At 67.8% G+C, this 25,334-nt stretch carries 24 protein-coding genes; 13 read left to right on the forward strand and 11 right to left on the reverse strand.

Translation table 11 applies throughout. From position 1 onward, the window contains the following. Positions 1 to 13 precede the first annotated feature (13 nt). The 5 genes from JOD67_RS10025 to JOD67_RS10045 all read left to right on the forward strand — a co-directional run bounded on the left by JOD67_RS10025 (position 14) and on the right by JOD67_RS10045 (position 5,728). Positions 14 to 1,012 (forward strand): LacI family DNA-binding transcriptional regulator, encoded by a 999-nt coding sequence (locus JOD67_RS10025; RefSeq protein WP_205117156.1) that lies wholly within the window; start codon positions 14 to 16, stop codon positions 1,010 to 1,012. 335 nt (positions 1,013 to 1,347) lie between these two features. Then, entirely contained in the window at positions 1,348 to 2,073 is a 726-nt protein-coding gene (locus JOD67_RS10030) for a class I SAM-dependent methyltransferase (protein WP_205117157.1), read from the forward strand. 34 nt (positions 2,074 to 2,107) lie between these two features. Next, positions 2,108 to 3,355, forward strand: a complete 1,248-nt coding sequence (locus JOD67_RS10035; protein WP_205117158.1) for a bifunctional glycosyltransferase family 2/GtrA family protein — start codon at positions 2,108 to 2,110, stop codon at positions 3,353 to 3,355. 155 nt (positions 3,356 to 3,510) lie between these two features. Continuing rightward, entirely contained in the window at positions 3,511 to 4,251 is a 741-nt protein-coding gene (locus JOD67_RS10040; protein ID WP_307782340.1) for a response regulator transcription factor, read from the forward strand. After that, entirely contained in the window at positions 4,235 to 5,728 is a 1,494-nt protein-coding gene (locus tag JOD67_RS10045; RefSeq protein ID WP_307782341.1) for a sensor histidine kinase, read from the forward strand. The genes JOD67_RS10040 and JOD67_RS10045 overlap by 17 nt, the downstream gene beginning before the upstream one ends. A gap of 175 nt (positions 5,729 to 5,903) precedes the next feature. Here JOD67_RS10045 and JOD67_RS10050 read toward each other — a convergent pair whose 3' ends face one another. After that, complete coding sequence (locus JOD67_RS10050) at positions 5,904 to 6,428, reverse strand: DUF3574 domain-containing protein (protein WP_205117160.1); 525 nt, start codon at positions 6,426 to 6,428, stop codon at positions 5,904 to 5,906. A 181-nt stretch (positions 6,429 to 6,609) separates the two neighbouring features. Between JOD67_RS10050 and JOD67_RS10055 the strand changes: the two genes are divergently transcribed. After that, complete coding sequence (locus JOD67_RS10055; RefSeq protein ID WP_205117161.1) at positions 6,610 to 7,659, forward strand: cytochrome P450; 1,050 nt, start codon at positions 6,610 to 6,612, stop codon at positions 7,657 to 7,659. Here JOD67_RS10055 and JOD67_RS10060 read toward each other — a convergent pair. Next, complete coding sequence (locus JOD67_RS10060) at positions 7,656 to 8,411, reverse strand: methylenetetrahydrofolate reductase (RefSeq protein WP_205117162.1); 756 nt, start codon at positions 8,409 to 8,411, stop codon at positions 7,656 to 7,658. The genes JOD67_RS10055 and JOD67_RS10060 overlap by 4 nt on opposite strands. Positions 8,412 to 8,434: 23 nt before the next feature. Continuing rightward, a complete protein-coding gene (locus JOD67_RS10065; protein WP_239553794.1) occupies positions 8,435 to 8,800 on the reverse strand; it encodes a nitroreductase family deazaflavin-dependent oxidoreductase in 366 nt (121 codons plus the stop codon). Between the two features lie 169 nt (positions 8,801 to 8,969). On the opposite strand from JOD67_RS10065, the gene JOD67_RS10070 reads away from it, so the two are divergent. The 3 genes from JOD67_RS10070 to JOD67_RS10080 all read left to right on the forward strand — a co-directional run bounded on the left by JOD67_RS10070 (position 8,970) and on the right by JOD67_RS10080 (position 11,244). Then, positions 8,970 to 9,635, forward strand: coding sequence for a ThuA domain-containing protein (locus JOD67_RS10070; RefSeq protein ID WP_205117164.1), 666 nt, complete (start codon positions 8,970 to 8,972; stop codon positions 9,633 to 9,635). Further along, positions 9,620 to 10,717: a Gfo/Idh/MocA family protein gene (locus JOD67_RS10075; RefSeq protein WP_205117165.1), complete on the forward strand. Its 1,098-nt coding sequence runs from the start codon at positions 9,620 to 9,622 to the stop codon at positions 10,715 to 10,717. The genes JOD67_RS10070 and JOD67_RS10075 overlap by 16 nt, the downstream gene beginning before the upstream one ends. 230 nt (positions 10,718 to 10,947) lie before the next feature. After that, entirely contained in the window at positions 10,948 to 11,244 is a 297-nt protein-coding gene (locus JOD67_RS10080; protein ID WP_205117166.1) for a LuxR C-terminal-related transcriptional regulator, read from the forward strand. Between the two features lie 137 nt (positions 11,245 to 11,381). On the opposite strand, the gene JOD67_RS10085 is transcribed toward JOD67_RS10080, so the two are convergent. Together JOD67_RS10085 and JOD67_RS10090 are read right to left on the reverse strand one after the other, a co-directional pair. Then, entirely contained in the window at positions 11,382 to 12,551 is a 1,170-nt protein-coding gene (locus tag JOD67_RS10085) for an alginate lyase family protein (protein ID WP_205117167.1), read from the reverse strand. Between the two features lie 53 nt (positions 12,552 to 12,604). Then, entirely contained in the window at positions 12,605 to 13,786 is a 1,182-nt protein-coding gene (locus JOD67_RS10090) for an alginate lyase family protein (RefSeq protein WP_205117168.1), read from the reverse strand. A 341-nt stretch (positions 13,787 to 14,127) separates the two neighbouring features. Between JOD67_RS10090 and JOD67_RS10095 the strand changes: the two genes are divergently transcribed. Further along, positions 14,128 to 14,880, forward strand: a complete 753-nt coding sequence (locus JOD67_RS10095) for a hypothetical protein (RefSeq protein ID WP_205117169.1) — start codon at positions 14,128 to 14,130, stop codon at positions 14,878 to 14,880. Here JOD67_RS10095 and JOD67_RS10100 read toward each other — a convergent pair. Genes JOD67_RS10100 through JOD67_RS10115 form a run of 4 tightly spaced genes read right to left on the reverse strand, consistent with a single transcriptional unit; the run spans position 14,877 to position 19,013 of the window. Further along, positions 14,877 to 15,857: a sigma-70 family RNA polymerase sigma factor gene (locus tag JOD67_RS10100; protein WP_205117170.1), complete on the reverse strand. Its 981-nt coding sequence runs from the start codon at positions 15,855 to 15,857 to the stop codon at positions 14,877 to 14,879. The genes JOD67_RS10095 and JOD67_RS10100 overlap by 4 nt on opposite strands. A gap of 49 nt (positions 15,858 to 15,906) precedes the next feature. After that, positions 15,907 to 16,782 (reverse strand): carbohydrate ABC transporter permease, encoded by an 876-nt coding sequence (locus tag JOD67_RS10105; protein WP_205117171.1) that lies wholly within the window; start codon positions 16,780 to 16,782, stop codon positions 15,907 to 15,909. 12 nt (positions 16,783 to 16,794) lie between these two features. Further along, positions 16,795 to 17,751 (reverse strand): carbohydrate ABC transporter permease, encoded by a 957-nt coding sequence (locus tag JOD67_RS10110; protein ID WP_205117172.1) that lies wholly within the window; start codon positions 17,749 to 17,751, stop codon positions 16,795 to 16,797. Then, positions 17,748 to 19,013: an ABC transporter substrate-binding protein gene (locus JOD67_RS10115; RefSeq protein WP_239553795.1), complete on the reverse strand. Its 1,266-nt coding sequence runs from the start codon at positions 19,011 to 19,013 to the stop codon at positions 17,748 to 17,750. The genes JOD67_RS10110 and JOD67_RS10115 overlap by 4 nt, the downstream gene beginning before the upstream one ends. Before the next feature lie 348 nt (positions 19,014 to 19,361). Between JOD67_RS10115 and JOD67_RS10120 the strand changes: the two genes are divergently transcribed. Continuing rightward, positions 19,362 to 21,371, forward strand: a complete 2,010-nt coding sequence (locus JOD67_RS10120) for an aldo/keto reductase (protein WP_205117174.1) — start codon at positions 19,362 to 19,364, stop codon at positions 21,369 to 21,371. A 67-nt stretch (positions 21,372 to 21,438) separates the two neighbouring features. Here JOD67_RS10120 and JOD67_RS10125 read toward each other — a convergent pair whose 3' ends face one another. Both JOD67_RS10125 and JOD67_RS10130 read right to left on the reverse strand, forming a co-directional pair. Beyond that, the gene (locus JOD67_RS10125; protein WP_205117175.1) at positions 21,439 to 21,639 is read right to left on the reverse strand and encodes a hypothetical protein; all 201 of its coding nucleotides are present in this window, start codon (positions 21,637 to 21,639) and stop codon (positions 21,439 to 21,441) included. 235 nt (positions 21,640 to 21,874) lie between these two features. Continuing rightward, entirely contained in the window at positions 21,875 to 23,536 is a 1,662-nt protein-coding gene (locus JOD67_RS10130; protein WP_205117176.1) for a hypothetical protein, read from the reverse strand. Positions 23,537 to 23,610: 74 nt separating this feature from the next. Between JOD67_RS10130 and JOD67_RS10135 the strand changes: the two genes are divergently transcribed. Further along, on the forward strand, positions 23,611 to 23,943 hold the full coding sequence (locus JOD67_RS10135; RefSeq protein ID WP_205117177.1) for an HIT domain-containing protein: 333 nt from the start codon (positions 23,611 to 23,613) through the stop codon (positions 23,941 to 23,943). A 38-nt stretch (positions 23,944 to 23,981) separates the two neighbouring features. Further along, the gene (locus tag JOD67_RS10140; RefSeq protein ID WP_205117178.1) at positions 23,982 to 25,238 is read left to right on the forward strand and encodes a Gfo/Idh/MocA family protein; all 1,257 of its coding nucleotides are present in this window, start codon (positions 23,982 to 23,984) and stop codon (positions 25,236 to 25,238) included. Positions 25,239 to 25,334 lie beyond the last annotated feature (96 nt).

Here is a 25,334-nt window from a genome sequence, read left to right on the forward strand (position 1 = left end):
AAGGGACACGTCGATGGCCAAGCAGCCGACGATCGAGGAGGTCGCGGCGTTGGCTGGCGTGTCCCGGGGGACGGCTTCGCGGGTGATCAACGACGCGCCGTACGTCTCGGCCGCGGCGCGGGCGGCTGTGCAGCGGGCGGTCAAGGAGCTCGGCTACGTGCCGAACCAGGCCGCCCGTTCGCTCGTCACGCGGCGGCACGACGCGGTGGCTCTGGTGGCGTCGGAGTGGGACGAACGGCTGTTCTACGACCCGTTCTTCGCCGAGGTCGTGCTCGGTGTCAACTCCGCCTTGGCAGAGTCGGATCTCGACCTGGTGTTGGTGGTGGGGACGACCGAACGGCAGCGCGAACGCTTCGCTTCGCGGCTGCGTGCGCGGGCGTATGACGGGCTGATGTTGCTGTCCCTGCACGGGGTTGAGCTGCTGCACTCGTTGGTGCTGGCCAGTGGTGTGCCGGCGGTGTTCTGCGGCCGGCCGTTGGGTGCGACGCCGGCGCACTACGTGGACTCGGACAACCGGGGCGGTGCGCGGCTGGCTGCCGAACATCTGGTCGGTCTGGGGCGGCGGCGGATCGCCACCATTACGGGGAGTCTGGACAAGCAAGTCGGGGTTGACAGGCATGCGGGGTTTGCCGACGGGCTACTCGCGGCTGGACTTTCGCCTTCCCTGGTGGCGGAAGGGAACTTCTCCGAGGCGAGCGGTGCTGCGGCGATGGCCTCGTTGCTGGACGCGCACCCGGACCTGGACGCGGTGTTCGTCGCGGGCGACTCGATGGCCGTGGGCGCGCTGGGCGTTCTGCGCGCCCGGGGGCATTCGGTGCCTGGCGACGTCGCGGTGGTCGGCTTCGACGACCTGCCCCGCGCCGCGCTGACCTCGCCGCCGATGACGACGGTGCGTCAGGAGGTGCGCGGGCTGGGGGCTGAACTCGCCCGGACGTTGCTCGGCCTGATGCGCGGCGAAGAGGTCCAGTCGCTGATTCTCCCGACCAGCTTGGTGATTCGCGACTCTGCCTAGCGGTCTTCGACCAGCCAGTCGAGCTGCGCCACCGGCGTCCGGCTCGAGTCGGAGGTTTTGAATGAAGGGCACCTTCATTCGAACCTCCTCGAGCGAGGGGACCCTCCGCCCTTCGCGAAAGTGTGGGGTTCTGGTTGCGACACGCTGCCGTGTCGCGACCAGAACCCCACAGTTTGATGGGACATGGTGGATGGGCCGAGCTATTGAATGAAGGGCACCTTCATACGAACCTATTGAATGAAGGTGCCCTTCATTCAAACCCAGGTGGACGATTGGGAGCGCTCCCAATCACGGACAGTACCGAACCGGACACGGGCGTGGCTAGGCTCAGAACCGTGCGTGATCGCGTTCTGGAGCTGCTGTCCGACCCGCCGGCCGAGCCGGACTGGAGTCGCGGCTACCTCGACCTGATCGGCGGCCAACCGGTCGCGAGCACCGGCGCGATCCAGTCGCTGTGGCTCGGCCCGATCGGCTCGGCCTTCTACGCCAACGCGCTCCCGTTCTGGTCGAGACTCACCGACGAGTACCGCGCCAGCCTCGAGCTGCTCGAAGCCGTCGACGGCAGTACGGTGCTCGACGTCGGCTGCGGCCCCGGCACGCTCACCGCGCGCATTGGCGAGCTCGTCCAGCCGTCCGGCCTGGTCGTCGGCCTCGACGTCTCCGAGCCGATGCTCACCCGCGCGGTGCACGCGACCGGCAGCGAGAACGTCGCGTACGTCCGCGTCGACGCCTCGCTGCCGCCGTTCGAGGACGAGACGTTCGACGCGGTGTTCTCCTCGGCGGCGCTGCAGCTGTTCGAGGACCCGTTCGCCGCCCTCGACGAGCTCCTCCGCGTGCTGCGGCCCGGCGGACAGCTCGTGCTCTTCACGCCCTGCCGCGGTCGCGGGCCGTTCCGGATCGTGAGCTCGGTCCTCGCCTCGGTCGGCGGCGTCGCGATGTTCGACCCGCGCGAGCTGCCGGCCGCCCTGAAGGCCCGCGGGATCACCGACGTACGCCAACGCGTCGGTGGCATGTTCCAGCTCGTGGACGCCTACAAGCAGGCAACTCCCAGCAGGCTTTGAACCTGCTCGCACACCAGTGCGCGATACCTGAGCCATGACAGAGACAGTGACCCGGCCGGGCGAGGCGCCGACGCCGGATGTGGTGACCGCGACGATCGAGGTGATCGTCCCGGTCTACAACGAGGAACGCTCGCTCCCGGGCTGCGTCGAGGTGCTCGAGCAGTACCTGCGGACGAAGCTGCCGTTCTCCTGGACGATCACCGTCGTCGACAACGCCAGCACCGACGAGACGCTCGGCGTCGCCGAGGGCCTGGCCGACCGGTTCCCGAACGTTCGCGTCATCCACCTCGACCGCAAGGGCCGCGGCCACGCGCTCAAGACGGCCTGGGGCTGGAGCGACGCCGACGTCGTCGCGTACATGGACGTCGATCTCTCAACTGGGCTTGACGGTTTGCTCCCGTTGGTCGCGCCGCTCGTCAACGGCCACTCCGACCTCGCGATCGGCACCCGCCTCGCTCCAGGCGCACGGACCATCCGTGGCCCAAGGCGCGAGCTGATCTCCCGCGGCTACAACCAGCTGATCCGCTGGGTGCATGGCAGCAAGTTCACCGATGCCCAGTGCGGGTTCAAGGCCGCGCGTACGGAGGCGATCCGCCCGCTGCTCGACCGGATCGAGGACGACGGCTGGTTCTTCGACACCGAGCTGCTGCTGATCGCCGAGCACAATGGCCTGCGCATCCACGAGGTCCCGGTCGACTGGGTCGAGGACACCGACAGCCGGGTCGCGCTGATGAGCACCGCGTGGGAGGACATCCGCGGCCTCGTACGCGTCGCCCGCGCGAAGGCGAACGGCTCAGCCCGCTTGCCGAATCTCAAACAGCGCCCGGATCCCGTCATCGCCCATCCGAACGGGTCGACGGCCGAACGCCGCGAGGGCGGACTGTCGTGGCAGCTGGTCTCGTTCGCGACGATCGGCGCGATCTCGACCGCGATGACCCTTGTCCTGTACGCGATTCTGCGCAGCTGGTTCCCCGTTCTCGCGGCGAACCTCATCGCGTTGATCGTCAGCACGCTGTTCAACACCGAGGCGAACAGGCGGCTCACGTTCCTCGGGCGCACGGGCCGCACCCGCGCGAACCCGGCCAGGATCCACCTGCAGGGCTTCGTGGTCTTCGGGCTGTACTACGCGTTCACGTCCGGCGCGCTGCTCGCCCTGCACGCCGCCGTCGCGGCGCCCACCCGCTGGCTCGAGCTCGGAGTGCTCACCGCCGCATCGGCGATCGGTACGGTCGGCCGCTTCGTCGCGCTGCGTACCTGGGTGTTCAAAAGCGCGGAGTCTTGATGGTCACGGATCCGGCTCGCTGCAGTTTCACTGCGTCTGGCGAAAGTCTGGCGGATGTGCGGTCGGGGCTGCTTTGCGAGCCGAACCGCTCCATATTTGACGAAGCTTCAGGATGCTCCCAGGATTCTCTCAGCTTGGACGGCGACGCTGCGAAGGTGACTGCTCCCACCCAGCCCAGCTCGGGAACGGTGCTCGTCGTGGACGACGAGCCGAACATCCTCGAGCTCCTGTCGGCCGCCCTCCGCCTGTCCGGCTTCGAGGTCCATGCCGCCGACAACGGTGCCGCGGCGTTGAAGCTCGCCGCCGACCACAAGCTCGACATCGTCGTCATCGACGTGATGCTGCCCGACTACGACGGGTTCCAGCTGGCCCAACGGCTGCGCAAGGACCACCAGCGCCTGCCGGTCCTCTTCCTCACCGCGCGCGACGCGCTGGAGGATCGCATCGCCGGGCTCACCGTCGGCGGCGACGACTACGTGACGAAGCCGTTCTCGCTGGAGGAGCTCGTCCTTCGGCTGCGAGCGATTCTGCGCCGTACGCATCGTCAACCTGACCTTGACGACGATGGGCGACTGCGGTACGCCGACCTCGAACTGGACGAGGATGCCCACGAGGTATGGCGAAACGGCCGTTCGATCCAACTCTCGCCGACCGAGTTCAACCTGCTGCGCTACCTGCTGATCAACTCCGAGAAGGTCGTCAGCAAGTCGCAGATCCTCGACCGCGTGTGGAACTACCAGTTCGGTGGCGACAGTCGCATCGTCGAGTCGTACATCAGCTACCTGCGCCGCAAGATCGACACCGAGGACCCGCCGTTGATCCACACGATCCGCGGGGTCGGCTACAGCCTGCGCCGCCCGCGCGGGGCGGTGCGGAGCCGTGCTCAGGCGGGCTAACCAGCCCAAGACCAGCGTCGTACGCCGGCCGTGGACGCTGCGGATGCGGCTGGTCGTCGCGCTGCTCGCGGTCGCGGCGGTGGGCATGACGGCCGTCGGCGGCGTGAGCCTGGTGCTGCTCCGGCAGTCGCTGATCGACCGCATCGACACTCAGCTCGCGTCCAGCCTCCAGCCCATGCTCGACAACCCGTCCCGAGGCGAGGGGCGACCAGGCCCGCCGCGCGGTGCGCCTGGCGACTTCCGGATAGCGCGGTACGCGGCCTCCGGCGCTCGCCTGCCTGGCGGTTTCAACGGGCCGGAGGGCGATTCCGGTGGCCCCGACCTGCCGACGTTCTCTGCATCGACCGTGCTCCAGCACGCGGGCGAACCGTTCGACGTCGCGGATGTCGGCGACGGCAGCGGGTGGCGCTCGCTGTCCGGGATCGGAGTCGACAGGAACGTCGTCGTGGTCTCGATCTCGCTCGCGACCACCGACGCGACGGTCTCGCGGCTGCTCGGCATCGAGACGGCCGTCGGGCTGGGCGTCCTGCTGCTGGTCGGGGTGGTGTCGACCGGCGTCGTCCGGGTGGGGATGCGGCCGCTCAGCCGGATCGAGGAGACCGCCGAGGCGATCGCGGCCGGCAACCTGGAGCGGCGCATCGAGAGCACCGACCGGCACACCGAGACCGGTCGGCTTGGGGCGGCGTTGAACACGATGCTCGGCCGGATCACGTCGGCGCTGCGGCAGCGGCAGGTGTCGGAGGATCGGTTGCGCCGGTTCGTCGGCGACGCTTCGCATGAGCTGCGGACGCCTTTGACGTCTATTCGCGGGTTTGCTGAGCTGTATAGGTCGGGTGGGGCGTCGTCTCGTCAGGATGTCGACCGGATGATGGAGCGGATCGAGAGCGAGGCGATCCGGATGAGTTCTTTGGTCGAGGACCTTCTGCTACTGGCGCGGTTGGACCATGAGCGCCCGCTCGACCTGGCCGAGGTGGACCTGGTGGCGCTGGCCGCCGACGCTGTGCACGACGCCGGGGCTTCTTCGCCTGACCGATCGGTGCGGCTTCGTGCGTCGTTGGAGCCGGTGCGGATCATCGCCGACTCGGACCGGCTACGGCAGGTGCTCGCGAACCTGCTGGCGAACGCTGTGCGCCACACGCCTGCGCTGACGCCGATCGTCGTCGGGGTGGGCTGGGCTCGGGCTGGCGAGCCCTCGACGCTTGCTGCCGCTGCCGGGGCTGAGCTCGCTCCTGGTACGCGGGTGGCTGTGCTGGAGGTGGAGGACTCTGGGCCTGGTGTGCCGCTCGACCAGGCTCAACGGGTGTTCGATCGGTTCTATCGCGTGGACTCAGGGCGCTCCCGCGACCGCGGCGGCGCTGGCTTGGGTCTGGCCATCACGTCGGCGCTGGTTGAAGCGCATGGCGGGCGGATCGAGCTGACCACCCGCCCCGGAATGGGCGCGACCTTCCGCGTCCTGCTGCCCGTGGACGCCGGCTAGCCTCTAACAACCCCGCCCACCCCCCAGCAGCTGTCGAGTTGTTGGACAGATGTCGGCTTCTAGGCCGAGATCTGTCCAACAAGTCCCCTCAGAGGCTGCTCGTCAGCTGGAGTGGCTGCTGTGGACCAAGACGCGCTGATGGCGCCAACCGTACCCCCGCCGGGTATGGCCAGGCCTAGAAGGACACTCGATCCAGGCTGTCGGCACGCAGCACGGACTCCTGTCCGAACGCCTTCTTGTAGTCCTTGCGAATCGCCTCGATCTCCTTGTTCGCACCGCGATCGTCCAACGGATACAACAAGATCACCACGAACGACTGCTCCTCCACCGGCCCCGTCGACCCGTTCCACTGACCCTCGCCAGTGAGCTGGGTCAGCCCGTCCGGAAACCGCGGCGTGACGTACTTGTCGACGAACTTGTCGAACTGCGCCGGCGTCACCGGCGGCTTGCCGTCGGCGCGGGCGGAGCCGAAGTAGAGCTCGGTGCGGCGGAAGATGTCGCCCGGGCGGGTGTCCGGCAGCGGGTACGACGCGGTGCTCTTGCCGGCGCTGCCGCCCGTCGAGGCCATCGGGCTGATCGGTGGGTCCGGTACGAGGGTCGGGCCCACGGTGAAGGCCAGCGCGGTGACCACTCCGCCGACCGCCAGGGCGATCGGCGTGCGTCGCTTCGACAGGGCCGCTCTGACGTTGATCTCGTTCATGGTCCCCGACGCTAGGTCCGCGCCCAGCACGCCTACATCCGTCGAATCCCTCGCTAATGGCAGTTCCGCGGACTGGCGGCCGTAGCGGCCCGGACCGGCTACAGTGTGTGCGGGATCAGGGCTTGCCGTCTGGCCAGCGCGCAGTTCAGGCTGCGCTTCACCGGGAGGGAACCGGCCCCTGATGCCCGCCGATGTCGCTTTCGCGATCACTCAGCTGTCGAGCCATGACGGGCCGACGTACGTCCCGTCGCACGACGCCTGGTTCTTCAGTCGGTACGCCGACGTGGTCGCCGGTCTCCGCGCCTTCCGGACGCAACACCTCTCCAGCGACCTTGCCGCGCAGGCGTTCGTCCGGTTCGACACCGCGGCCTTGCGCAACCGGGTCCGGCACGCCTGCGAGCACGCCCTCGAGCGCGTACGCAACGAGCACCGGCTGGACGTCGTACGCGACTACGCCGCGGCCGTGACCTCGACGGTGGTGCCGGAGCTCTTCGGCATCTCCCTCCCCGACCGCGAGCGGTTTCTCCAATGGTGCAAGGCGATTCACCGCACCCGACAGCAGATCGACGGCACGAGGAGCATCGAACGGGTCGGCGCCGAGGCGGCCCGCGAGCTCGCCGACTACCTGCTCCGGCTGATCGCCGACCGCCGTACCGAGCCCCGCGACGACCTCCTCGGCGCGCTCGTCGCCGCGGCGGGGGACTCGGGGACTGACGACATCGTCGACTGCGTCGTGTCGCTCGCGATCGCGGGCACCGAGACGACCACGGACCTGCTCGGCCTCGGTGTGCTGGCCCTGCTGGAGAGTCCCGAGCAGTTCCACCTGCTCCGCGGCAGCCCGGACCTCGCGCCCGCCGCGGTCGAGGAGCTGCTGCGCTACTGCGGCCCGGTGCGGCTGACCCCGCGCCGCGCTCCCTCCACGATGGTGGTCGCCGGCGCGCAGGTCGCCGAGGGGCAGCTCGTCATGCTCGGACTCGCCGCCGCAAACCGCGACCCCGCGGTGTTCAGCGCGCCGGACGAGCTCGACCTCATGCGTACGGACAACCGCCATCTCACCTTCGGCCTCGGCGGGCTCGACCGCCTCGGCGCGCCGCTCGTCAGGCTGCAGGCCGAGATCGCGTTGCAAACTTTGCTGCGGCGGCTCCCGTACCTCGAGCTCGCCGACAACGACCACCGCTACCAGGACGTCCCCACGCTGCGCGGCCTGCGCGCACTGCCGGTCGTGTTCTAACGAACGAGGCGCGCCGCGACGTCGCGGTAGCGGCTCGCGGTGATCAGGTGGACGCCGTCGAACGCGCCGCTCGAGCGCAAGGCCTCGATCTGCGCGCAGGCCGCCTCCACGCCTGCCATCGGGTCCACCGAGACGCGCGAGATCAGCTCCGGCGGGATCGAGATGTCCGGGATCGTGGCCGCGAGCGACCGAGCCATGCGCTCACTCGCGAGCACCATCACACCCGCGTACACCGGGCAGGAGAGCGCTTGCCGTTCACGCCATGCGACCGCCGAGGAGACCGAGAAGTCCACCTGGGCGAACACGAAGTCGGCCGAGCGCTTCCAGGCCGGCAAGGGCGAACGCGTCGAAGCGGCCACTCCCACGGTGAACGCCGGCCCGTCCCACTCGCGGACGTGCGAGAGCATCGACCGCACGGTGAGGTCGCCGCCGCGATCGCCGACGGTCGGCTTGTCGCCGTACACGAACAGGAACCGCTCGACGTCGTACGCCGCCGCGGTGAGCAGGTCGCGTCGAAACCCGAGCAGGTTGCGGTCCCGGGCGTTCAGGCACGCGATGCCCTTCGCGCCGGCCGCCTGGATCTCGTGCGCGACCGCCACCGAGGAGATCGTGGCGCGGCCGATGTGGTTGTCCGGCGCGAGGAACGTGTCGGCGAACGGCGTCATCACCTCGATCTGCCGCCGAATCCGCGCGAGGTCCGGACGGGTGGGAGGCTCGATCTCACAGACGAGCTCGAACGCGTTCGTGGACATGCTGTCCACGATACGGGCAACGGTCAGACGTTCCGCAGCCGCAGGAAGTCCGTCACGCCGATCCGGCCCAGCGCCAGCCGGACGATCCCGGGCATCGCCCGCCGCGACGGGTCGCGGTAGAGCTCCGGCGCGGTCAGCTGGTAGAGCTTCCGGCGGTACGTGAGCGAGCACCCGCCGGCGGCGATGACGTTCTTCACCCAGTCGGTGTCCGGCCCGTACGTGAGCGCGATGACGAAGCCGCCGGGCGCGGGAAACACGTTCAGCGGCGTCCGCAGGGCGCGGCCGGACCGCCGGCCGGTGTGCCACAGCACGCCGAACCAGGGCATCCACGGCGCGATCAGCCCGGTAAGGCGATTCGTCACGTGCCGGTTGAACCTCGCCAACCGCATCGGCAGGACCATCGCGGTGTGCCCCTAACTCTCCACCTGCTGAATTAACCGTTAAGACCATACCGCGCGGCGCAATCTGGCCATACCCCGGCGTTGCCTGCTCCAGAATGGGCGCCTACGGTCGTCAGACGAGTCGTCCGAGAACGAGTCGTCCGGAGGTTGCGACACAGTGGACACCCAAGCGCGTCGAGCGCTCGTCGTGCGCGGAGGCTGGGACGGACACGTTCCCGTCGAATGCACCGATCGGTTCATCCCGTTCATCGAGGAGAACGGCTTCAGCGTCGAAGTCTCCGACACCCTCGACTCCTACCTCGATGCCGAGAGCCTGTCTGGAACCGATCTCATCCTGCAGATCTGGACCATGGGCGAGATCACCAAGGAGCAGCGCGAGGGGCTGGACAAGGCGATCCGGGCCGGCACCGGGTTCGCCGGTTGGCATGGCGGAGTCGCTGACGCGTTCCGCGCCGACCTCGAGTACAACTTCATCGTCGGTGGACAGTTCATCTCCCACCCGCACGGCTTCGTCGACTACGACGTGAACGTTCTGCCCGACAAGGCAGATCACCCGATCGTCAAGGGCATCGAGAAGTTCCACGTGCACACGGAGCAGTACTACATCCACGCCGACCCGAGCAACGACGTGCTGGCGACGACGACGTTTCCCGCACACGAGAACTACCCCTGGATCGAAGGGGTCGTGATGCCGGCCGTCTGGACCCGCACCTGGGGCGATGGCCGCGTCTTCGTCACCACCGTCGGCCACAAGTTGGACGACCTCGACACCCCCGAAGTTCGCACGATCATCGAAAGAGGCTTGCTATGGGCGACTCGCTGAGGATCGGATTCGTCGGCACCGGAACGATCAGCGCCACGTACTTCGATCACCTCGCGAAGCTGAACGGCGTGGAGGTCGTCGCGGCGGCCGACCTCGACGCGGCGCGCGTCAAGAAGGTCGCGGAGGAACGCGGCATCCGCGCGCTGACGCCGGACGAGCTCTACGCCGACCCCGACGTCGACGCGGTCCTGAACCTCACGATCCCGGCCGCGCACGCGTCGGTGTCGCTCGCCGCGCTCGGCGCCGGCAAGCACGTGTACGGGGAGAAGCCGCTCGCCGTCACGCGGCAGGAGGCGCGCCCGATTCTCGAGGCGGCCGACGCGACCGGCCTGCGGGTCGGCTGTGCGCCGGACACCGTGCTCGGTACGGGAACGCAGACCGCGCGGGTGCTGCTCGACCGCGGTGACATCGGCCAGCCGACGGCCGCGACGGCGTTCTTCACCAGCCCCGGCCCGGAGCCGTGGCACCCGGACCCGGAGTTCTACTACAAGCCCGGCGGCGGCCCGCTGCTCGACATGGGGCCGTACTACCTGTCGGCGCTCGTCACGCTGCTCGGCCCGGTGAAGACGGTGACCGGACGGTCCACCCGGGCGAAGCTCGAACGTACGGTCGGCAGCGGCCCGAAGCAGGGCACGTCGTTCACCGTCGACGTCGAGACGCACATCACCGGCGTGCTCGAGCACGAGTCCGGGGTGCTCACGACCGTGATCACGAGCTTCGACGTGTGGGGCGCGCGGCTGCCGCGGATCGAGATCTACGGCAGTGACGGCACGCTCTCGGTGCCCGACCCGAACACGTTCGCCGGCGACGTCGAGGTCTACTCGCCGTCGTCGCACGAGTGGTCCGTCGCGGAGACGGCCGGCGGCTACGCCGAGTCGGGCCGCGGCTTCGGCCTCGCCGACATGGCGCGCGCGATCCGTACCGACGGCAAGCACCGCGCGAGTGGTGCGCTCGCATTCCACGTCCTCGACGTGATGGAGTCGCTGCTCGATTCCGCAATGCAGGAAAAGGCCGTCAATGTGGAAAGCACTGTGGAACGTCCAGATGCCGTACCACTGGGGGCGACGCCCGACCAGGGGTGACGTGGAACAAGCTGGAAGCTTGCATCTACTGCAAGGGCTTTCAGTCGATCGGCGGCCGATGCCCACAGCGTTGAACAGAAACTGAATTTCTCGCGCTGTGGGCTTGGTCTGACCATTGACGCGAGACTGACGAGCCCCGTAACTTAGTGCGCGTTGAAACGACTCAGGCCACGCTTTTGTTCACGGGGTTTTCCCGAAGGTCACGGGGTCAACGCGAAGGCGGATGTCGAATGTCAGAACTCAGCCACGGCGTCGTACGAGCACTGAGACCGGCCGTAGTACATGAGCCAAACCACAGCCCTGTCAATCACGTCGCGACGACGAGTGACTTGAGGCGTCGGGTGTCCGACGACGAAATCAGGCTCCTGGCTCTGCTTGCGGACGGTCTTCCGGTCGAAGCAATTGCCCGCCGGCTAGCGCTTTCCGACCGCACTGTGCGTCGCCGTTCGCGCGCATTGTGTGACCGTTTGGGAGCTCGTGCGCCGATCCAGGTAGTTGCGTGGGCCGCACGGAATGGTCTGATTTAATCTCCACCCGAAGTTCCCGCAATTCCAGGAAATTCGGACATTTGGCTTAAGGGTGACTTCGGGGCGTATTGGTCCCGTCACTAACGGTATGACGGGGGCCGGACAACGTGGCCCGGCCCGCGCAGCCTAGAGTCGTTTCACGGATTGTTCGCGTGGGTCAGGGTCTCCCACGCGAGGAAGTAGTTCGCCCCAGTCGGGCGCAGCTTCTTCTCCAGCAGGCGACCGGTCTTCGGAAGGGGCCGGTGCTTGCGGTTGTGGTAGTGGTTGTAGGCGATCTCCAAGGTCGGCCCGAGGCCGGGCTTGACCGTTCCGCCGCACAGCCATTGCGGGGCCGGAACGCCGAGTTCGTACTTGGCGTGGAATTCCAAGGCCTTGGTGATGCGTTCCTCGGCCTCAGCGTAGAGGTCCCAACCTTGGAGCCTCGCGGTCTCCGCGACGTGGACCGCGGCCTCGAATCCCCAACCTGTATGGCCAAAGTCCCTGCAGGTCTCCTGGGCAAGGCCGTCGACGAAGGTCGTCTGGTTCTGCCAGTACTTGATCAACAGCTCGGGTGTGTTCTTCGTGCCGCGCGGAGGCGGGTACGGGAGCGGGCCATCCTCCTCCAGATAGATGTAGGCGGGAACGCGGGCGCGCCATCGCGCGACCGCGGCGGCGAACGCCTCGTGGTCGTCGAGGAAGACGGCGATGCCGATCGCCGCGTCGGTCATGATCAGCTCCCAGTTGCCGTTCTTGTCCGGCGCGCCCTCGAGGACGACGGGCAGGTAGACGGTGCGGAGCATGGTGGCGAACCGGTCCTGGCCTTCCGGCGCCCAGCCGTCGTAGGTGTGTTTGATCAGCTCCGCAGCGCGTGACCAGGAGGCGCCTGACCAGCCCGTTTGCAGTGGCGCGTTGCTGTTGGTGTGGTCCTTGATCGTCCCGGACCAGGCGTCCATGATCGCGATCGCCTTGTCGGCGTAGCGGCGATCCTTCGTGAGGTACCAGTTCAGCGCGTGCGTGTACGCCGCGAGGGCGTCGTTGCGTTCGTCGGTGCAGCCGAAGTTCGGGTTGGAGCTCGAGCCGCACTCGACGATCTCGCGTGGCTTGGGCTGCCAGTCGAGGCTGGCGTACGTACTCGCCGTCAGCTGCTCGTACGCGGACTTCCACGGCTCGGCGCCCTGGGCGAGCTTGGTCCTGACGAGATCGAGCTGCGGCCGGCTGACGAGGACGCCGGGATGGGTGAACGTGACTTCCGCTGTCGCGGTGCCCACTAGGGCGCTGGCGCTGAGGGCGATCGTGGTCGTGAGCGCGAGGATCCACCTTCTGTGCATCTGGTCTCCTTTGGGCAAGCGGTTGCCCGGCAAGCGGTTGCCGGCCTACGGGCCTACGGGTTGGAGGCGTGGGTGAGCGTCTCCCAGCCGAAGAAGTGGCTGGTGCCGTACGGGCGGAGCTGCTGGGCGAGGCGGCCCGTGCGGGGCATCGGGATGTGCAGGCGGTTGTGGTAGTGGTTGTAGGCGATCTCGACGTTCGGGCCGAGGCCCTTCTTGATCGTGCCGTTGCAGAGCCAGCTCTCCGCGGGAACGCCGAGGTCGTACTTGGCGTGGAACTCGTACGCCTTGACCAGCCGCTCGCGCGCCTCGGCGTAGAGGTCGAGGCCCTGGATTCTGGCGGTCTCGGCGACGTGGGCGGCGGCGTTGAATCCCCAAGCGGTGTGGCCGAAGTCGCGGCAGGTCTCCTGGGCGAGGCCGTCGACGAACGTGGTCTGGTTCTGCCAGTACTTGATCAGCGCCGCCTCTTCCTCCTTGCCGCCGTTGGGTGGGGGCTTGGGGAGGCGGCCGTCGCTTCGCAGGTAGATGTAGGCGGGAACGCGGCCGCGCCAGGTGGCGACGGCGTCGTTGAACGCCTGGCGATCGTCGAGGAAGACGGCGATGCCGATCGCGGCGTCGGTCATGATCAGTTCCCAGTTGCCGTTGTAGCTCGGCCTGGCGTTGGCGCCGGTGATGCCCGGGAGGTAGACGGTGCGGAGCATGGTGGCGAACCGGTCCAGGCTCTGCGGCGCCCAGCCGTTGTAGGTGTGTTTGATCAGCTCGCCGGCACGTGACCAGGAGGCGCCGGACCAGCCGGTCTGCAGCGGAGCGTTGTGGTTGGTGTGGCCCTTGATCGTTCGTGCCCAGGCGTCCATGATCGCGATCGCCTTGTCGGCGTAGCGGGGATCCTTGGTGAGGTACCAGTTCAGCGCGTGCGTGTAGGCGGCGAGCGCGTCGTTGCGTTCCTCGCTGCAGCCGAGGTTGGGCGTGGAGTACGGGCCGCACTCGACGAGCTCGCGCGGCTTGGGCTGGTAGTCGAGGCTGGCGAGCGTGCTGGCCGTCATGGCCTGGTACGCGGTCGTCCACGGCTCGGCGCCCTGGGCGAGCTTGGCCCGGACGTGGTCGAGCTGCGGGCGGCTGACGAGGACGCCCGGATGCACGAACCCGCTGTCAGCCGCACTCGCTGGGTTGGCGGCGAGCGTGGCGCCGAGGACGGCGACCGCGGTGGCGAGCGTGGCAATGATCCGATGTCTGCGCATACGAAGACCTCCGGCGACGGGGGCGGATCTTCGCATTCTCAGCGTTGAACCTGCAGCTGGGCAAGCGCTTGCCAAGAGTTGCCATCGAACTCGTGGACGGCCGATTCATCTGATCTATTGTGAGCGGCGCACGTAACCGACCTATGTAGATTAAGGCACGGTGTGTGATGAGGTCCGATCCGCGCCGTGATCATGTACGTGATCATGAAGCCAGAACGTCATATGCGCATGGTTGGGCTTCATGATCACGTACATGATCACGGCGCTCTCCGCGTGGAGGAGGTGGCGTGAGGGAAGCGGGCGGTTGGCATGATCGCGGGATGGTTCACAGCATGGGAGCGGTGACCGACCGCGTCGTCGACAGGTACGGGGAGCTCCAGGGTCTGGTGCTGTGCTTCGGGCAGGGCTCGGCTGTCATGGGGTTCAGTGAGTCGTCGGACCTGGATCTGGTGATGGTGTGGGTGGACGGCGTTCCGGCCGCCGCGGGGCGGCCGATCCACGCGCTCGCCGCCGCGGGGTCGGAGCCCAAGCAGTTCGACGGGTCGTTCGGCGGGCTGGACAAGCTGCAGGTGGACGGCTGGGAGGTCGACGTCAGCCACTGCGCGCTCGCTTCGTTCGAACGGTGGCTCAGCGAGGTGCACGAGGGCGACGGCTGGCAGGTGGAAGAGTGGCCCCAACCGCTGCACAGCGTGGCAGGCTTCGCGTACGGGCAGATCCTGGCCGATCCCAGCAACGTCGGGGCGCGTGCTCAGTCCGCGCTCGCGTCGTTTCCTCCACTCCTCGTCACCAAGAGCGCCGAACGGCTCGCGCAGGACTGGGAAGCTCTGCGGCCCGAGCTGGCTCGCTGCGTCGAACGTTCGGACGGCTGGCTCTTCCACCAGCTGTCCGGCCCACTCGTGCGGGTCGCGTACGTCGCCTGGCTCGCGGCGCAGCATCGCTACTGCCCGTTCCCCAAACACCTGCGGTCGTGGGCCATCCGACTCTCGCTCGACCCCGCGCTGGTCGACGCCGAGCGCCAGATGTGGAACGGGACCCTGGCCGATCGACTTGACGCACTCACCACGTTCGTCGAGGGCATCCTTCGCTGGGGTTAGTGGAGGGTGAGGGCGACGCGGAGGAAGTCGGGCTTGGTCTCGGCGATCTCCACCTCGAGCTCCTGCCCCACCTTCAATGCCGCGCCGTGCTGGTCTGACGTGTGGACCAGGCCGTGGACGTCGCCGATGTCGACGAAGGCGCCGAACGGGAGGATCGAGTGCACCCGACCCGTACGGACCTCGCCGACCTGCAGGGCCGCGATGAGAGCACGACGGCGCGCGAAGGCGGCGGCTTCGTCCGCGGCGACGGGCAGGGTCACCACCACCCGGGAACGGGCCTCGTCGACCTCTGACACCAACACCTCGAGCGTCTGCCCGACGAGAAGCTCCGGATCCGGGGAATGCCCCCGCGACTGGCCGCGAACGACGAGCAACGCGGGGATGCCGATGTCGACGTTCCAGCCGATCTTCCACACCTCCAGCACCCGAGCCGAGACCAACCGGTCAGTGCCAGCGAGGGCAACGGCCTCGCTCCATGAGTGAAGACGCAACGGTTCCTCCAAGAGGGGTTCAGTGAACTGGCCGCGCAAGACGCGCAGCCCGCGGTGGATGTGCTGAGCGACAGATCCGGGCGAGATGCCGAGCGCTCCGGCGACGGCGGCCTGGCTCAGGCCGCCCAGGTAGCGCAGCGCGATGGCCTCCCGCTGCCGGAGCGGCAGTGCTCGCAGTGCAGCGATCAGGGCGACCCGGAGCGTGGCCGCGTCCTGTTCGTCGGACAGCGCCGAGAAGTCGGAGTCGAGCTCCACGGCACGGTCGCGAGACCGCACGGCATCGATGGCGAGGTTCGTCGCCACGCGCAGGACCCACCCCGTCCGGTACGAGGACGAGCCGATCCGGTCCCATTGCGCGTAAGCCCGCGCCAGTGCTTCCGAAGCCACGTCCTCCGCGGCAGCGGACCCCACGATCCGCGCCGCCAGCCGCACCGCCCGGGGATACAGGTCCTGGAACGCGATGGTGAAGTCCCGCTCGTCAGTCATCTCTCCTAGTAGACGACGAGCGGGACCCTTTCGATGACAAGCCGGACAGCTAGCCCTTCACACCTGTCAGCGTGATGCCCTGGATGAACGTCCGCTGTGCGAAGAAGAACACCACGATCACCGGGATCACCACCACGGTCGACGCCGCCATCAGCGGGCCGAACTGGGTCGCGTACTCGCCGCGGAAGAACGTCAGACCCAGCGACAGCGTGTACGAGTCCGCGTCCGACAGGTAGATCAGCGGCCCCAGCAGGTCGTTCCACGACGCCAGGAACTGGAACAGCGCCACGGCGGCCAGCGCCGGCTTGGCCAGCGGCAGGATGATCCGCCAGTAGATCACCAGCTCGTTCGCGCCATCCAGCCGCGCCGATTCCGACATCTCCCTGGGAATCGACAGGAAGAACTGCCGCAGCAGGAAGATGAAGAACGGCACGCCGAAGAAGTGCGGCACGATCAGCGGCAGGTACGTGTTCGTCCAGCCCAGCCCGCGGAACATCGTGAACAGCGGCACCATCGTCACGTAGAACGGCACCATCAGCGTCGACAGCAGGATGACGAACAGAGGCGTCCGCCACCGCCACTCGATCCGCGACAGCCCGTACGCGACGAACGACGACGACAGCACCGCGCCGATCATCGAGAACACGCAGATGATCAACGTGTTGAACAGGTACCGCCCGAACGGGAAGACCTGCAGCCCCGCGACGTAGTTCTCCAACGTCAACGTGTCGGGGAACCACACGACCGGGAACGCGTTCAGATCCTCACCGGTCTTCAGCGAACCCGACACCATCCAGAAGAACGGGATGAGGAACATCACGCTCAGCACGATCAACGCGGCGTGCGTGACGATCTTCTCGACGAGCTTCAGCCACCAGTTCGGTGCCCGCACTCCCGCCGTTCCGGTGCTCGTAGCGACAGCCATGTGGACGCCTCCCTAGGACCCGGCGTAGTAGACCCGTCGGCCCACCAGCCGGAACACCAGCAGGGTGGCCAGGGCGACGATGATGAACAGCACCCACGCGATCGCGCTCGCGTAGCCCACCTTGAAGAACTGGAAGGCGTTCTGGAACAGGTAGAGGCCGGAGACCGTCGTCGACCCGGCCGGGCCGCCCGTTCCGTTGCTGAGCACGAAGATCGGCGTGAAGAACTGGAACCCCGCGATCAGACCGGTCACCAACGCGAACAACAGGTGCGGACTGAGGAACGGCAGGCTCACATGGCGGAACCGGCGGAGAGCACCGGCGCCGTCGACCTTCGCCTGGTCGTGCAGATCCTGCGGTACGTCCTGCAGACCGGCAAGCAGGATGATCATCAGGTTCCCCGCGCCCCACGTGCTGAAGATGATGATCGCCGGCATCGCCCACAACGGGTCGGCGAGCCAACCAGGCCCGGTGATGCCGAACCAGCCGAGGATCGTGTTGAACACGCCGAACTGCGGGTTGAACACGTACAGCCAGACGACTGCTGACGCCACCAGCGGCACGATCGCAGGCAGATAGAAGATCACCCGATAGATGGACTTGCCACGGATGTTGAGATTCAGCAACAGGGCAAGGATGAGCGCGACGACGATCCCGATCGGGACGCTCAGCACCACGTAGTAGAACGTGTTGTAGAGCGACTGCCACCAGGTCGGATCCTTCATCAGCGCGGCGTAGTTGGTGAAGCCGATCCACTTCGGCGAGCGGACCATCGTCGCCGAGGTGAAGCTGTAGTAGATCGAGGCGAGCACCGGGTACGCGGTGAACCACAGCAGCCCGATGATGCCGGGCGACGTGAACACCAATCCCCAGAAGAGATTGCGGCGTTGTGCTGGTGTCGCACGGGAACGCTTGCGCGGAACGCCGGTAGCGGGTGCTGTCTGCGACGGGTTCGATGCGGTGGTGGTCATACCGCCTTGACCTCCTTCCGGAACCTCTCCAGCTCGGTTTCCGTCTCGGACCGCACCGTACGCATGGCCTGCAGCGGCGTCTTCTGTCCGAACAGCGCCGCGTTGACCTCCATGTCGAGCTTCTGGAAGAAGAAGTCCGAGACAGGGAAGGGCGGACGGATGTTCGTCGCCGTGGTGAGAACGTCGTAGTACGGCTTGAAGACCTCGTCGTTCTTCAGCAGATCAAGCACCGGCGACTTGTTGTACGCGGGCGGGTAGCCGGTCGTCTCCCACTGCGCCATCGTGCCCTCGTCCGACGCGGTCACCCAGCGCATGAACTCGAACGCCTCGTCCTTGTACTTCGCGCTGGTGGGGATGAACATTCCCCAACCACCGATCCACGCGCCGGCGCCGATCCGATCCGCACCCGGGGCGGCGTACGGGAGCTGCCCGGTGCCGATCTCCATGTCCTTGACGTTCGCGAGGATGTCCCGGTAGTTCGGCGCGACGAGCGGCGCCATACCGACGTTGCCGGTGCCGAACACGTGAATCTGCAGACCGGGCGGCGTGATCGCCAGCCGGTCCGGTCCGCCGGCACGCTTGGCGTAGTCGACGATCCACTCCAACGCCTTGACGACGTACTCGTTGTCCGGCGTGATCTGACCGGTGTCCTTGTCGAAGAACGAGCCGCCGAACGCCCAACCCCACGTGAACATCGAGTTGGACGCACCGTACGAGTCCCACGGCACCATGCCGATGCGGGCGATGTTCGGGCCGTTCTTCTTGAGGATCTTCGCGGAGTACTCGTCGACCTCTTCGATGGTCTGCGGCGGCTTCTCCGGGTCCAGACCGGCTTCCTCGAACACCTTCTTGTTCCAGAAGAACGGGAAGTTCGGGTCCGCGTCCCAGTGCAGCTGGAAGATCTTGTCCTCGTAGCTGATGCTCTCCCAGATCGGCGGGAAGAAGTCGTCCTGGGTCAGTCCCGCGGCCTTGAACCGATCGGTGAGGTCGGTCATGATCCCGAGGTCCGCCCACTGTGGAGTCTGCGAGGGGACCAGTTGGGCGATGTCGGGCGGGTTCTCACCGGCGATGGCGACGAACAGCTTCTGCTGAACGCTGCCGCCTCCCACGCCCGCTGGGGCGTAGACGACGCGGACACCGATGTCGTCCTGGGCTTCCTCGAACCGCTTGGCCAGGTTGACCATTCCGACGCCGCCAGTGCCTCCCCAGACGCTGTACAGCTCGATGTTGACCTTGCGCCCGGGCGCTGGCTTCTTGTCCAACCCATGCTCGTCGATAGGCGGTGAGCCCCTGGTAATCGTGCAACCTGACCCGAGGAGGCCCGCCGCGCTGATGCCGCCGAGCAGCTTCAGCGCGGATCGCCGGCTCAGGGCCGAACCTCGTCGTGGCTGGGGAGAGGCCATCGAACCTCCTCCTGATCGGCGCGCACAAGGGCACGCCCGTTCTGGGAAGGCCTGAACATCCCAGCGTTGAAACGATTTGGCAAGACCCGATCACCATGAAGAACAGCACGCCTGTTTTGGCCGGAAACACTGTCCGCCTTCGGTCATGGCCGCGACTGGCCCGGGTCGGGTCACCCAACGGGCGTACGGGCTGGAAGGCTAGAACACATGGTAGATGAGCACTCCGAAGTAGTGGGCAAGCTGCGTTGGGGAGTCCTCGGCCCAGGCGGCATCGCGCGGCGGTTCGCCGGCGATCTGCCCGCGTCGAAGACCGGGCAGCTGGTGGCCGTGGGCAGCCGTGATGCCGGCAGGGCGCGTGCGTTCGCCGACGAGTTCGGCGCCGAGCGCAGTTATGGGTCGTACGAGGAGTTGCTCGCCGACCCCGACGTGGACGCCGTCTACATCGCGACGCCGCACCCGCAGCACGCGGAGTGGTCGATCAAGGCGGCCGAGGCAGGCAAGCACATCCTGTGCGAGAAGCCGATCGCGATGAACCACGCCCAGGCGATGGCCGTGATCGAGGCGGCGCGCGAGCACGACGTCTTCCTGATGGAAGCGTTCATGTACAAGTGTGTGCCGCAGACGCTGAAGCTCGCCGAGCTCGTGCGGTCCGGGGCGATCGGCGAGGTACGCCAGGTGCAGGCGGCGTTCGCGTTCCATGCCCAGATTCGTCCCGGCTCGCGGGCGTTCGAGCCCGAGCTCGGCGGCGGCGGGATCCTCGACGTCGGCTGCTACCCGATCTCGCTGGCCCGGCTGATCGCCGGCGCGGCGACCGGCGAGCTGTTCGCGAACCCGGTGTCGCTGACCGCCACGGGCACGCTCGGCACGACCGAGGTGGACGAGTGGGCTGTCGCCGACCTGGAGTTCGCGTCCGGCCTGCACGCTCAGGTCGCCACGGGCGTTCGGGTTTCGGGCGAGAACGACGTCCGCATCTTCGGCAGCGGCGGCTACATCGTCGTACGCAACCCGTGGTTGCCCGGGCGGGACGAGAGCTCGTCCGGCATCCAGGTGTTCCGGGTCGGCGAGCCGGTGGAGGAGATCACGGTCGACACGACGCCGCTGTACGCGGCCGAGGCCGACGCGGTGGCAGCGCACCTGGCGGACCGCGAGGCGCCGCAGATGAGCTGGGCGGACACGTTGGGCAACATGGCCGCGCTGGACGCGTGGCGCGACGGGCTCGGGCTGGTCTACCCGTCGGAACGCGCGGACGCCCAGATCCCCACCGTGCATGGCCGTCCGCTGGCGCGGCGGTCGGACTCGAAGATGATCTACGGCTCGATCCCAGGCGTGACGAAGTCGGTCTCGCGGCTCGTGCTGGGCGTCGACAACCAGACGACATTGCCGTTCGCGAGCGCGATGTTCGACGACTTCTTCGAGCGCGGCGGCAATACGTTCGACACGGCCTACATCTATGGGCGCGGGATCTGCGAGCGGATGCTCGGCCAGTGGATTCGCAACCGCGGCAACCGTGAGGACGTCGTCGTCATCGACAAGGGCGCGCACACGCCGCACTGCGACCCGGAGTCGCTGTCGCGGCAGTTCGCGGAGAGCCTGGACCGGCTGCAGACCGACTATATCGACGTCTACTTCATGCACCGGGACAATCCGGAGATCCCGGTGGGCGAGTTCGTCGACGTACTCGACTCCCACCTGAAGGCCGGGCAGATCCGGGCGTACGGCGGCTCGAACTGGTCGCCGGAGCGGGTCGCGGCGGCGAACGAGTACGCGGCGAAGGCGGGCAAGCAGCCGTTCGTGGCGGTGTCGAACAACTTCAGCCTCGCGCGGGCCTTGGACGTGCCGTGGGCGGGCTGTGTCTCGTCGTCTGACGACGCGTCGCGGGAGTGGCTGGAGTCGACGGGCATGGTGCTGATGCCGTGGTCGAGCCAGGCGCGCGGCTTCTTCACCGGGCGGGCGAAGCCGGAGGACCGGTCGGACGAGGAGCTGGTGCGCTGTTGGTACTCCGACGAGAACTTCGAGCGGCTGGCGCGGGCTCAGTCGCTGGCGGCGAAGCGCAACGTGGCCCCGACGGCGGTGGCGCTGGCGTACGTTCTGCACCAGTCGTTCCCGACTTATCCCCTGATCGGGCCGCGGCAGATCTCGGAGACGCGCAGCTCGATGGATGCCCTGACACTCACGCTGTCGCCGGAGGAGGTTCGCTGGCTCGACCTGCGTGACTGAGGTCGGGGAGGTTTTGGGCGTACGAAGGCGGCGGCGCGTGGCTAGCTACGCGTCGCCGCTGGCGTTGCTAGAGCTTGGTCGAGTGCTGGTAGTAGCTCTTCTTGTCCTTCTTGCGCTTGCGCAGGACCCAGATCAAGATGATCACCGCGACGAGCAGCGCGATCACGCCGACGCCGAGCCAGGCCAGCAGCTTGAGCGTGCCCGCGATCACCGCGAGTGACGCGGCTATCGCGGAGATGGCGATCATGATCTGCTTGATCAAACTCATGGAACCTCCCTGTCGAGTTCTACCATGCCCGATCCGGGGGCTTACCGCCTCGGGGATTCCCCTGAAGTGACCTGGCACCATGGGCTGATGGAGGGGATCCTTGTTGGGGCGAGTCGTCTGTTGTCGTCGCCAGGCCGGTGCAGGGCGTTCACCGCGCTCCTGGTCTGGCGGGGCTTCTGGAGGGGATCCTTGTCTGTCGCTCGCGTTCTTCGCCTTCACCGGGCGGCTGGGGCCGCTACGTTCGCGCGGTAAGCCGGTAGCGGACTGAGTCGCCCCTGCCTTTGAGGTCGATGCGGACCAGGCCGCAGAGGCCGCGGCGATTCTCCCAGCCGTGCGGGAGGTCGAGGACGTACTCGAGCTCTCCTTCGACCTCGATGCCGATCCGCTCGTCGCCGTGGATGAGGTCGATGCCTTGGTCTGTGCGCTCGACCCTGGTGTGGGTGCTGGTGCCGCGGTCGCGGAGGTACGGGACGAGGAGCGTCCGGTAGCCCTGGTGGCCCGGTACCGATTCTTCGATCTCGATGCCGTCGTTCTCGAGGGTTGCCTGGATGGTGTCGAGGCGGATTCCGCTCTCGGTGGCCGTCGGTGTGATGGGGGTCGTCTTGCGCTGGCAGAGGATGTCGAGCTCGGCTCGGCCTGGGTCGGTGCGCAGTGCCAAGCCGAGGTTGACGAACGCGCCGGTCTCCTGGTGGCGTGCGCTCGAGGCGAACTGAAGGACGCGGCCGGGTCCGAATGTCACGTCGGTGATGCCGAACGCGTCGTACGTCTCGGCTGGGTCTCCGTTCAGCGCGATGCTGTAGCTGCCGTGGTGCGCGACGCCGCGGAAGATCGGTGCGTCCTCGGTCTGTACGGTGCTCGCGCGCTGCTCGAGCGGGGTTTCCTCGAAGCCGTTGACGATGGCGCCGGCGACGAATGCCAAAGCCAGGTTGGCGTAATGCGCGTCGGCGGTGTAGCGCTCGTACCCGACCCGGTACGCCGGCGGGAGCACGTTCTCGACCGGCGAGAACGGGCCTTCCGGCCGCTCGTTCTGCTGGAACGCCGCCCAGGCGCGGCTCGCGCCCTCGCGCGCCTGCTCGTACCGCGGTGTGTCGTCGGCGCCGGCGAAGTGCGTGGCCGCAAGCGTGAAGTACACGACCTGCGCGCCGAGCGTCCACGTCTGCCCGGCGCTGCGGTGCGCCGAGGCGAGGGAGCCGTCGGACAGCTGGACGGCTCGCGACCTGTCGAGGCCGGTTTCGAAGAGCCGGTGGAGGTGGGTGCGGAAGCGGCCGTCGTAGCCCTCGATCACCAGGTCCGCAAGGTGAAACCTGGTGAACAGGTCGTAGGAGTTCGGCTTGCCGGGCTCGAGGTAGAAGCCGCGTTCGACATCGACGAGCTCCTCGAAGAAGACGCCGAGCCAGGCGTCGAGGTCGTCGACGGTGTGCGGGGAGAGTCCTTCGCGGATGCGCAGCCATTCGCCGCTGAGCCAGACGGCCGCCCAGTTGCTCGGCGGGCGTGCGCGGAAGGTGTCGGGGACGTCGACTTCCGCGATCTGCTTGGCGAACTCGTCCGTCCTTGGGTGCCGCATAGCGCGGAGCAGGAGGAAGGTCTTGAGGATCGGCGGCCAGGTGAAGTCCCGGTGGTTCCCGCGCGTGACCTTGCCCGTCGCGCGGTCGAATCCCGAGGCCGCGGGTGTGCGCGTCGGGTCCCCGGTGTGCGCGAGCGCCGCCGCCAACCCGCGGGCCGCCCGGTCGGTGTGGGCGTCGCGATCGATCCCGAGGCGGGCGAGAACCGCGTTGCAGTACGCGTGATACGCCGTCCCGTACTGCGTCGGCTCCCCGAAGACGGGATCGTGCAGCTCGCCGTCCTCCTGCAGGTACGGGGCGTACGAGTCGACGGCACGGGCGAGGAACTCGATCACCCGTTCAACGTACCCAGCTCGCTGGGCCTGGCAGCCGGTCGTCCGCACCTGGTCACCGTCTAGCCTCAGGGACCGTGAGTGACTTCTACTGTGACGAGGCGTTGAACGGGCGGACACCGGTCGAGGTGGTGGCCGAGACCGACGAGGTGCTCGCGTTCCACCACACCCGCCCGTTCTGGCCGGTGCACATCGTGGTCGTGCCGAAGCGGCACGTGCCCTCCTTGACGAACCTCGGCGACGCGGACGAGGTGCTCCTGCACGCGCTGCTCGCCGTCGTACGCCAGGTCGCCGCTCAGGTGGAGGCCGAACACGGCGCCTGCCGCGTCCTGACCAACCTCGGCACCTACCAGGACTCCAAGCACCTGCACGTTCACGTGGCATCCGGCGACCAGCTCCGTCCGGATTAGTCTGGTCGGCGAGCCGAACCACCCACGCAGGGAGCAGCATGCAGAGCACGCAGCCGGTCACGCTCGCGGTCGTTGGAGCCGGCAACCGAGGCAGTGTCTACGCCAGCTGGGCGAAGGCCCACCCGGACCGGGCCAAGGTCGTCGCCGTCGCGGAGCCGCGCGAGTACCAGCGCACGCGGCTCGCCGAGGCGCACGGCATCCCGCCGGAGCGGACGTTCAGCCACTGGAAGGACCTCGTCGCCGGACCCAAGGTCGCCGACGCCGTCATCGTCGCGACCCAGGACAAGGAACACGTCGCGCCCGCCCTCGCGCTGGCCGACCTGGGCTACCACCTGATGATCGAGAAGCCGCTCGCCCCGAGCGAGCAGGACTGTCGAACGATCATCGAAGCGGTCGAACGAGCCGGTGTCATGCTCGCCGTCTGCCACGTACTCCGCTCCACGCCGTACACCCAGCTCCTCAAGCGCGTGCTCGACGAGGGCCGCATCGGCGAGATCGTCAACGTGCAGCACCTCGAGCCCGTCGGCTACTGGCACCAGGCGCACTCCTACGTCCGCGGCAACTGGCGGCGCGAGGACCAGTCCTCCCCGGCCCTGCTCGCCAAGTCCTGCCACGACATCGACTGGCTGCGCTACGTCGTCGGCGCACCGATCGAGGAGGTCAGCAGCTTCGGCTCTCTCAAGCACTTCAAGGCGGAGAACGCGCCGGCGAACTCCGCCGACCGCTGCCTCGACTGCGCCGTCGAGCCGGACTGCCCGTACTCGGCCAAACGCCTCTACCTGCGCGCCGTCCAGAGCGGCTACACCGGCTGGCCGCTGCACGTGGTCACCGACGACCTCACCGAGGCGGGCGTCACCAAGGCGCTCCGCGAGGGGCCGTACGGACGCTGCGTCTACCGCTGCGACAACGACGTCGTCGACCACCAGGTCGTCGCGCTGCGGTTCGGCGGCGACGTCGCCGCGACGTTCACGATGACCGCGTTCACGCAGGCCGGACACCGGCAGACGCAGATCTTCGGCACCCACGGCCGGGTCGACTGCGACGGCGAGACTGTGACCGTCCACGACTTCCGGACCGAGGAGCTCGACACGCTGACCGTCGAGTCGTCCGGCATGGACGCGGCGTCCGGGCACGGCGGCGGCGACGCCGGGCTGATGGACGCTTTCACCAGGGCACTCGCCACCGGCGACCGCCGGCACATCCTGTCCGGACCGGCCGAGTCGCTGGAGACGCACCTCGCGGTGTTCGCTTCGGAGCGAGCCCGGCACGGGCGTACGGTCGAACGGGTGGGCTGAAAGCGCATTCCGTACTCTGGTCCGTGTCACCGACGGCGCTGACGTGGGCTAGATCTCCCTCTTTCGATCCTGGCCAGATTGTGTGCAGGATAGGTT

The sequence above is a fragment of the Tenggerimyces flavus genome (genome assembly GCF_016907715.1).
GTDB classification, from domain to species: Bacteria; Actinomycetota; Actinomycetes; order Propionibacteriales; family Actinopolymorphaceae; genus Tenggerimyces; species Tenggerimyces flavus.

What these genes read in the sequence shown, in the direction of transcription:
- JOD67_RS10100 (WP_205117170.1), bottom strand. Translation starts at nt 15,857, where the DNA reads ATGACTGACGAGCGGGACTTCACCATCGCGTTCCAGGACCTGTATCCC.
- JOD67_RS10140 (WP_205117178.1), top strand. Translation starts at nt 23,982, where the DNA reads ATGCAGAGCACGCAGCCGGTCACGCTCGCGGTCGTTGGAGCCGGCAAC.
- JOD67_RS10080 (WP_205117166.1), top strand. Translation starts at nt 10,948, where the DNA reads ATGTCAGAACTCAGCCACGGCGTCGTACGAGCACTGAGACCGGCCGTA.
- JOD67_RS10050 (WP_205117160.1), bottom strand. Translation starts at nt 6,428, where the DNA reads ATGAACGAGATCAACGTCAGAGCGGCCCTGTCGAAGCGACGCACGCCG.
- JOD67_RS10110 (WP_205117172.1), bottom strand. Translation starts at nt 17,751, where the DNA reads ATGACCACCACCGCATCGAACCCGTCGCAGACAGCACCCGCTACCGGC.
- JOD67_RS10075 (WP_205117165.1), top strand. Translation starts at nt 9,620, where the DNA reads ATGGGCGACTCGCTGAGGATCGGATTCGTCGGCACCGGAACGATCAGC.
- JOD67_RS10055 (WP_205117161.1), top strand. Translation starts at nt 6,610, where the DNA reads ATGCCCGCCGATGTCGCTTTCGCGATCACTCAGCTGTCGAGCCATGAC.
- JOD67_RS10035 (WP_205117158.1), top strand. Translation starts at nt 2,108, where the DNA reads ATGACAGAGACAGTGACCCGGCCGGGCGAGGCGCCGACGCCGGATGTG.
- JOD67_RS10085 (WP_205117167.1), bottom strand. Translation starts at nt 12,551, where the DNA reads ATGCACAGAAGGTGGATCCTCGCGCTCACGACCACGATCGCCCTCAGC.
- JOD67_RS10060 (WP_205117162.1), bottom strand. Translation starts at nt 8,411, where the DNA reads ATGTCCACGAACGCGTTCGAGCTCGTCTGTGAGATCGAGCCTCCCACC.
- JOD67_RS10105 (WP_205117171.1), bottom strand. Translation starts at nt 16,782, where the DNA reads ATGGCTGTCGCTACGAGCACCGGAACGGCGGGAGTGCGGGCACCGAAC.
- JOD67_RS10090 (WP_205117168.1), bottom strand. Translation starts at nt 13,786, where the DNA reads ATGCGCAGACATCGGATCATTGCCACGCTCGCCACCGCGGTCGCCGTC.
- JOD67_RS10065 (WP_239553794.1), bottom strand. Translation starts at nt 8,800, where the DNA reads ATGCGGTTGGCGAGGTTCAACCGGCACGTGACGAATCGCCTTACCGGG.
- JOD67_RS10125 (WP_205117175.1), bottom strand. Translation starts at nt 21,639, where the DNA reads ATGAGTTTGATCAAGCAGATCATGATCGCCATCTCCGCGATAGCCGCG.
- JOD67_RS10120 (WP_205117174.1), top strand. Translation starts at nt 19,362, where the DNA reads ATGGTAGATGAGCACTCCGAAGTAGTGGGCAAGCTGCGTTGGGGAGTC.
- JOD67_RS10025 (WP_205117156.1), top strand. Translation starts at nt 14, where the DNA reads ATGGCCAAGCAGCCGACGATCGAGGAGGTCGCGGCGTTGGCTGGCGTG.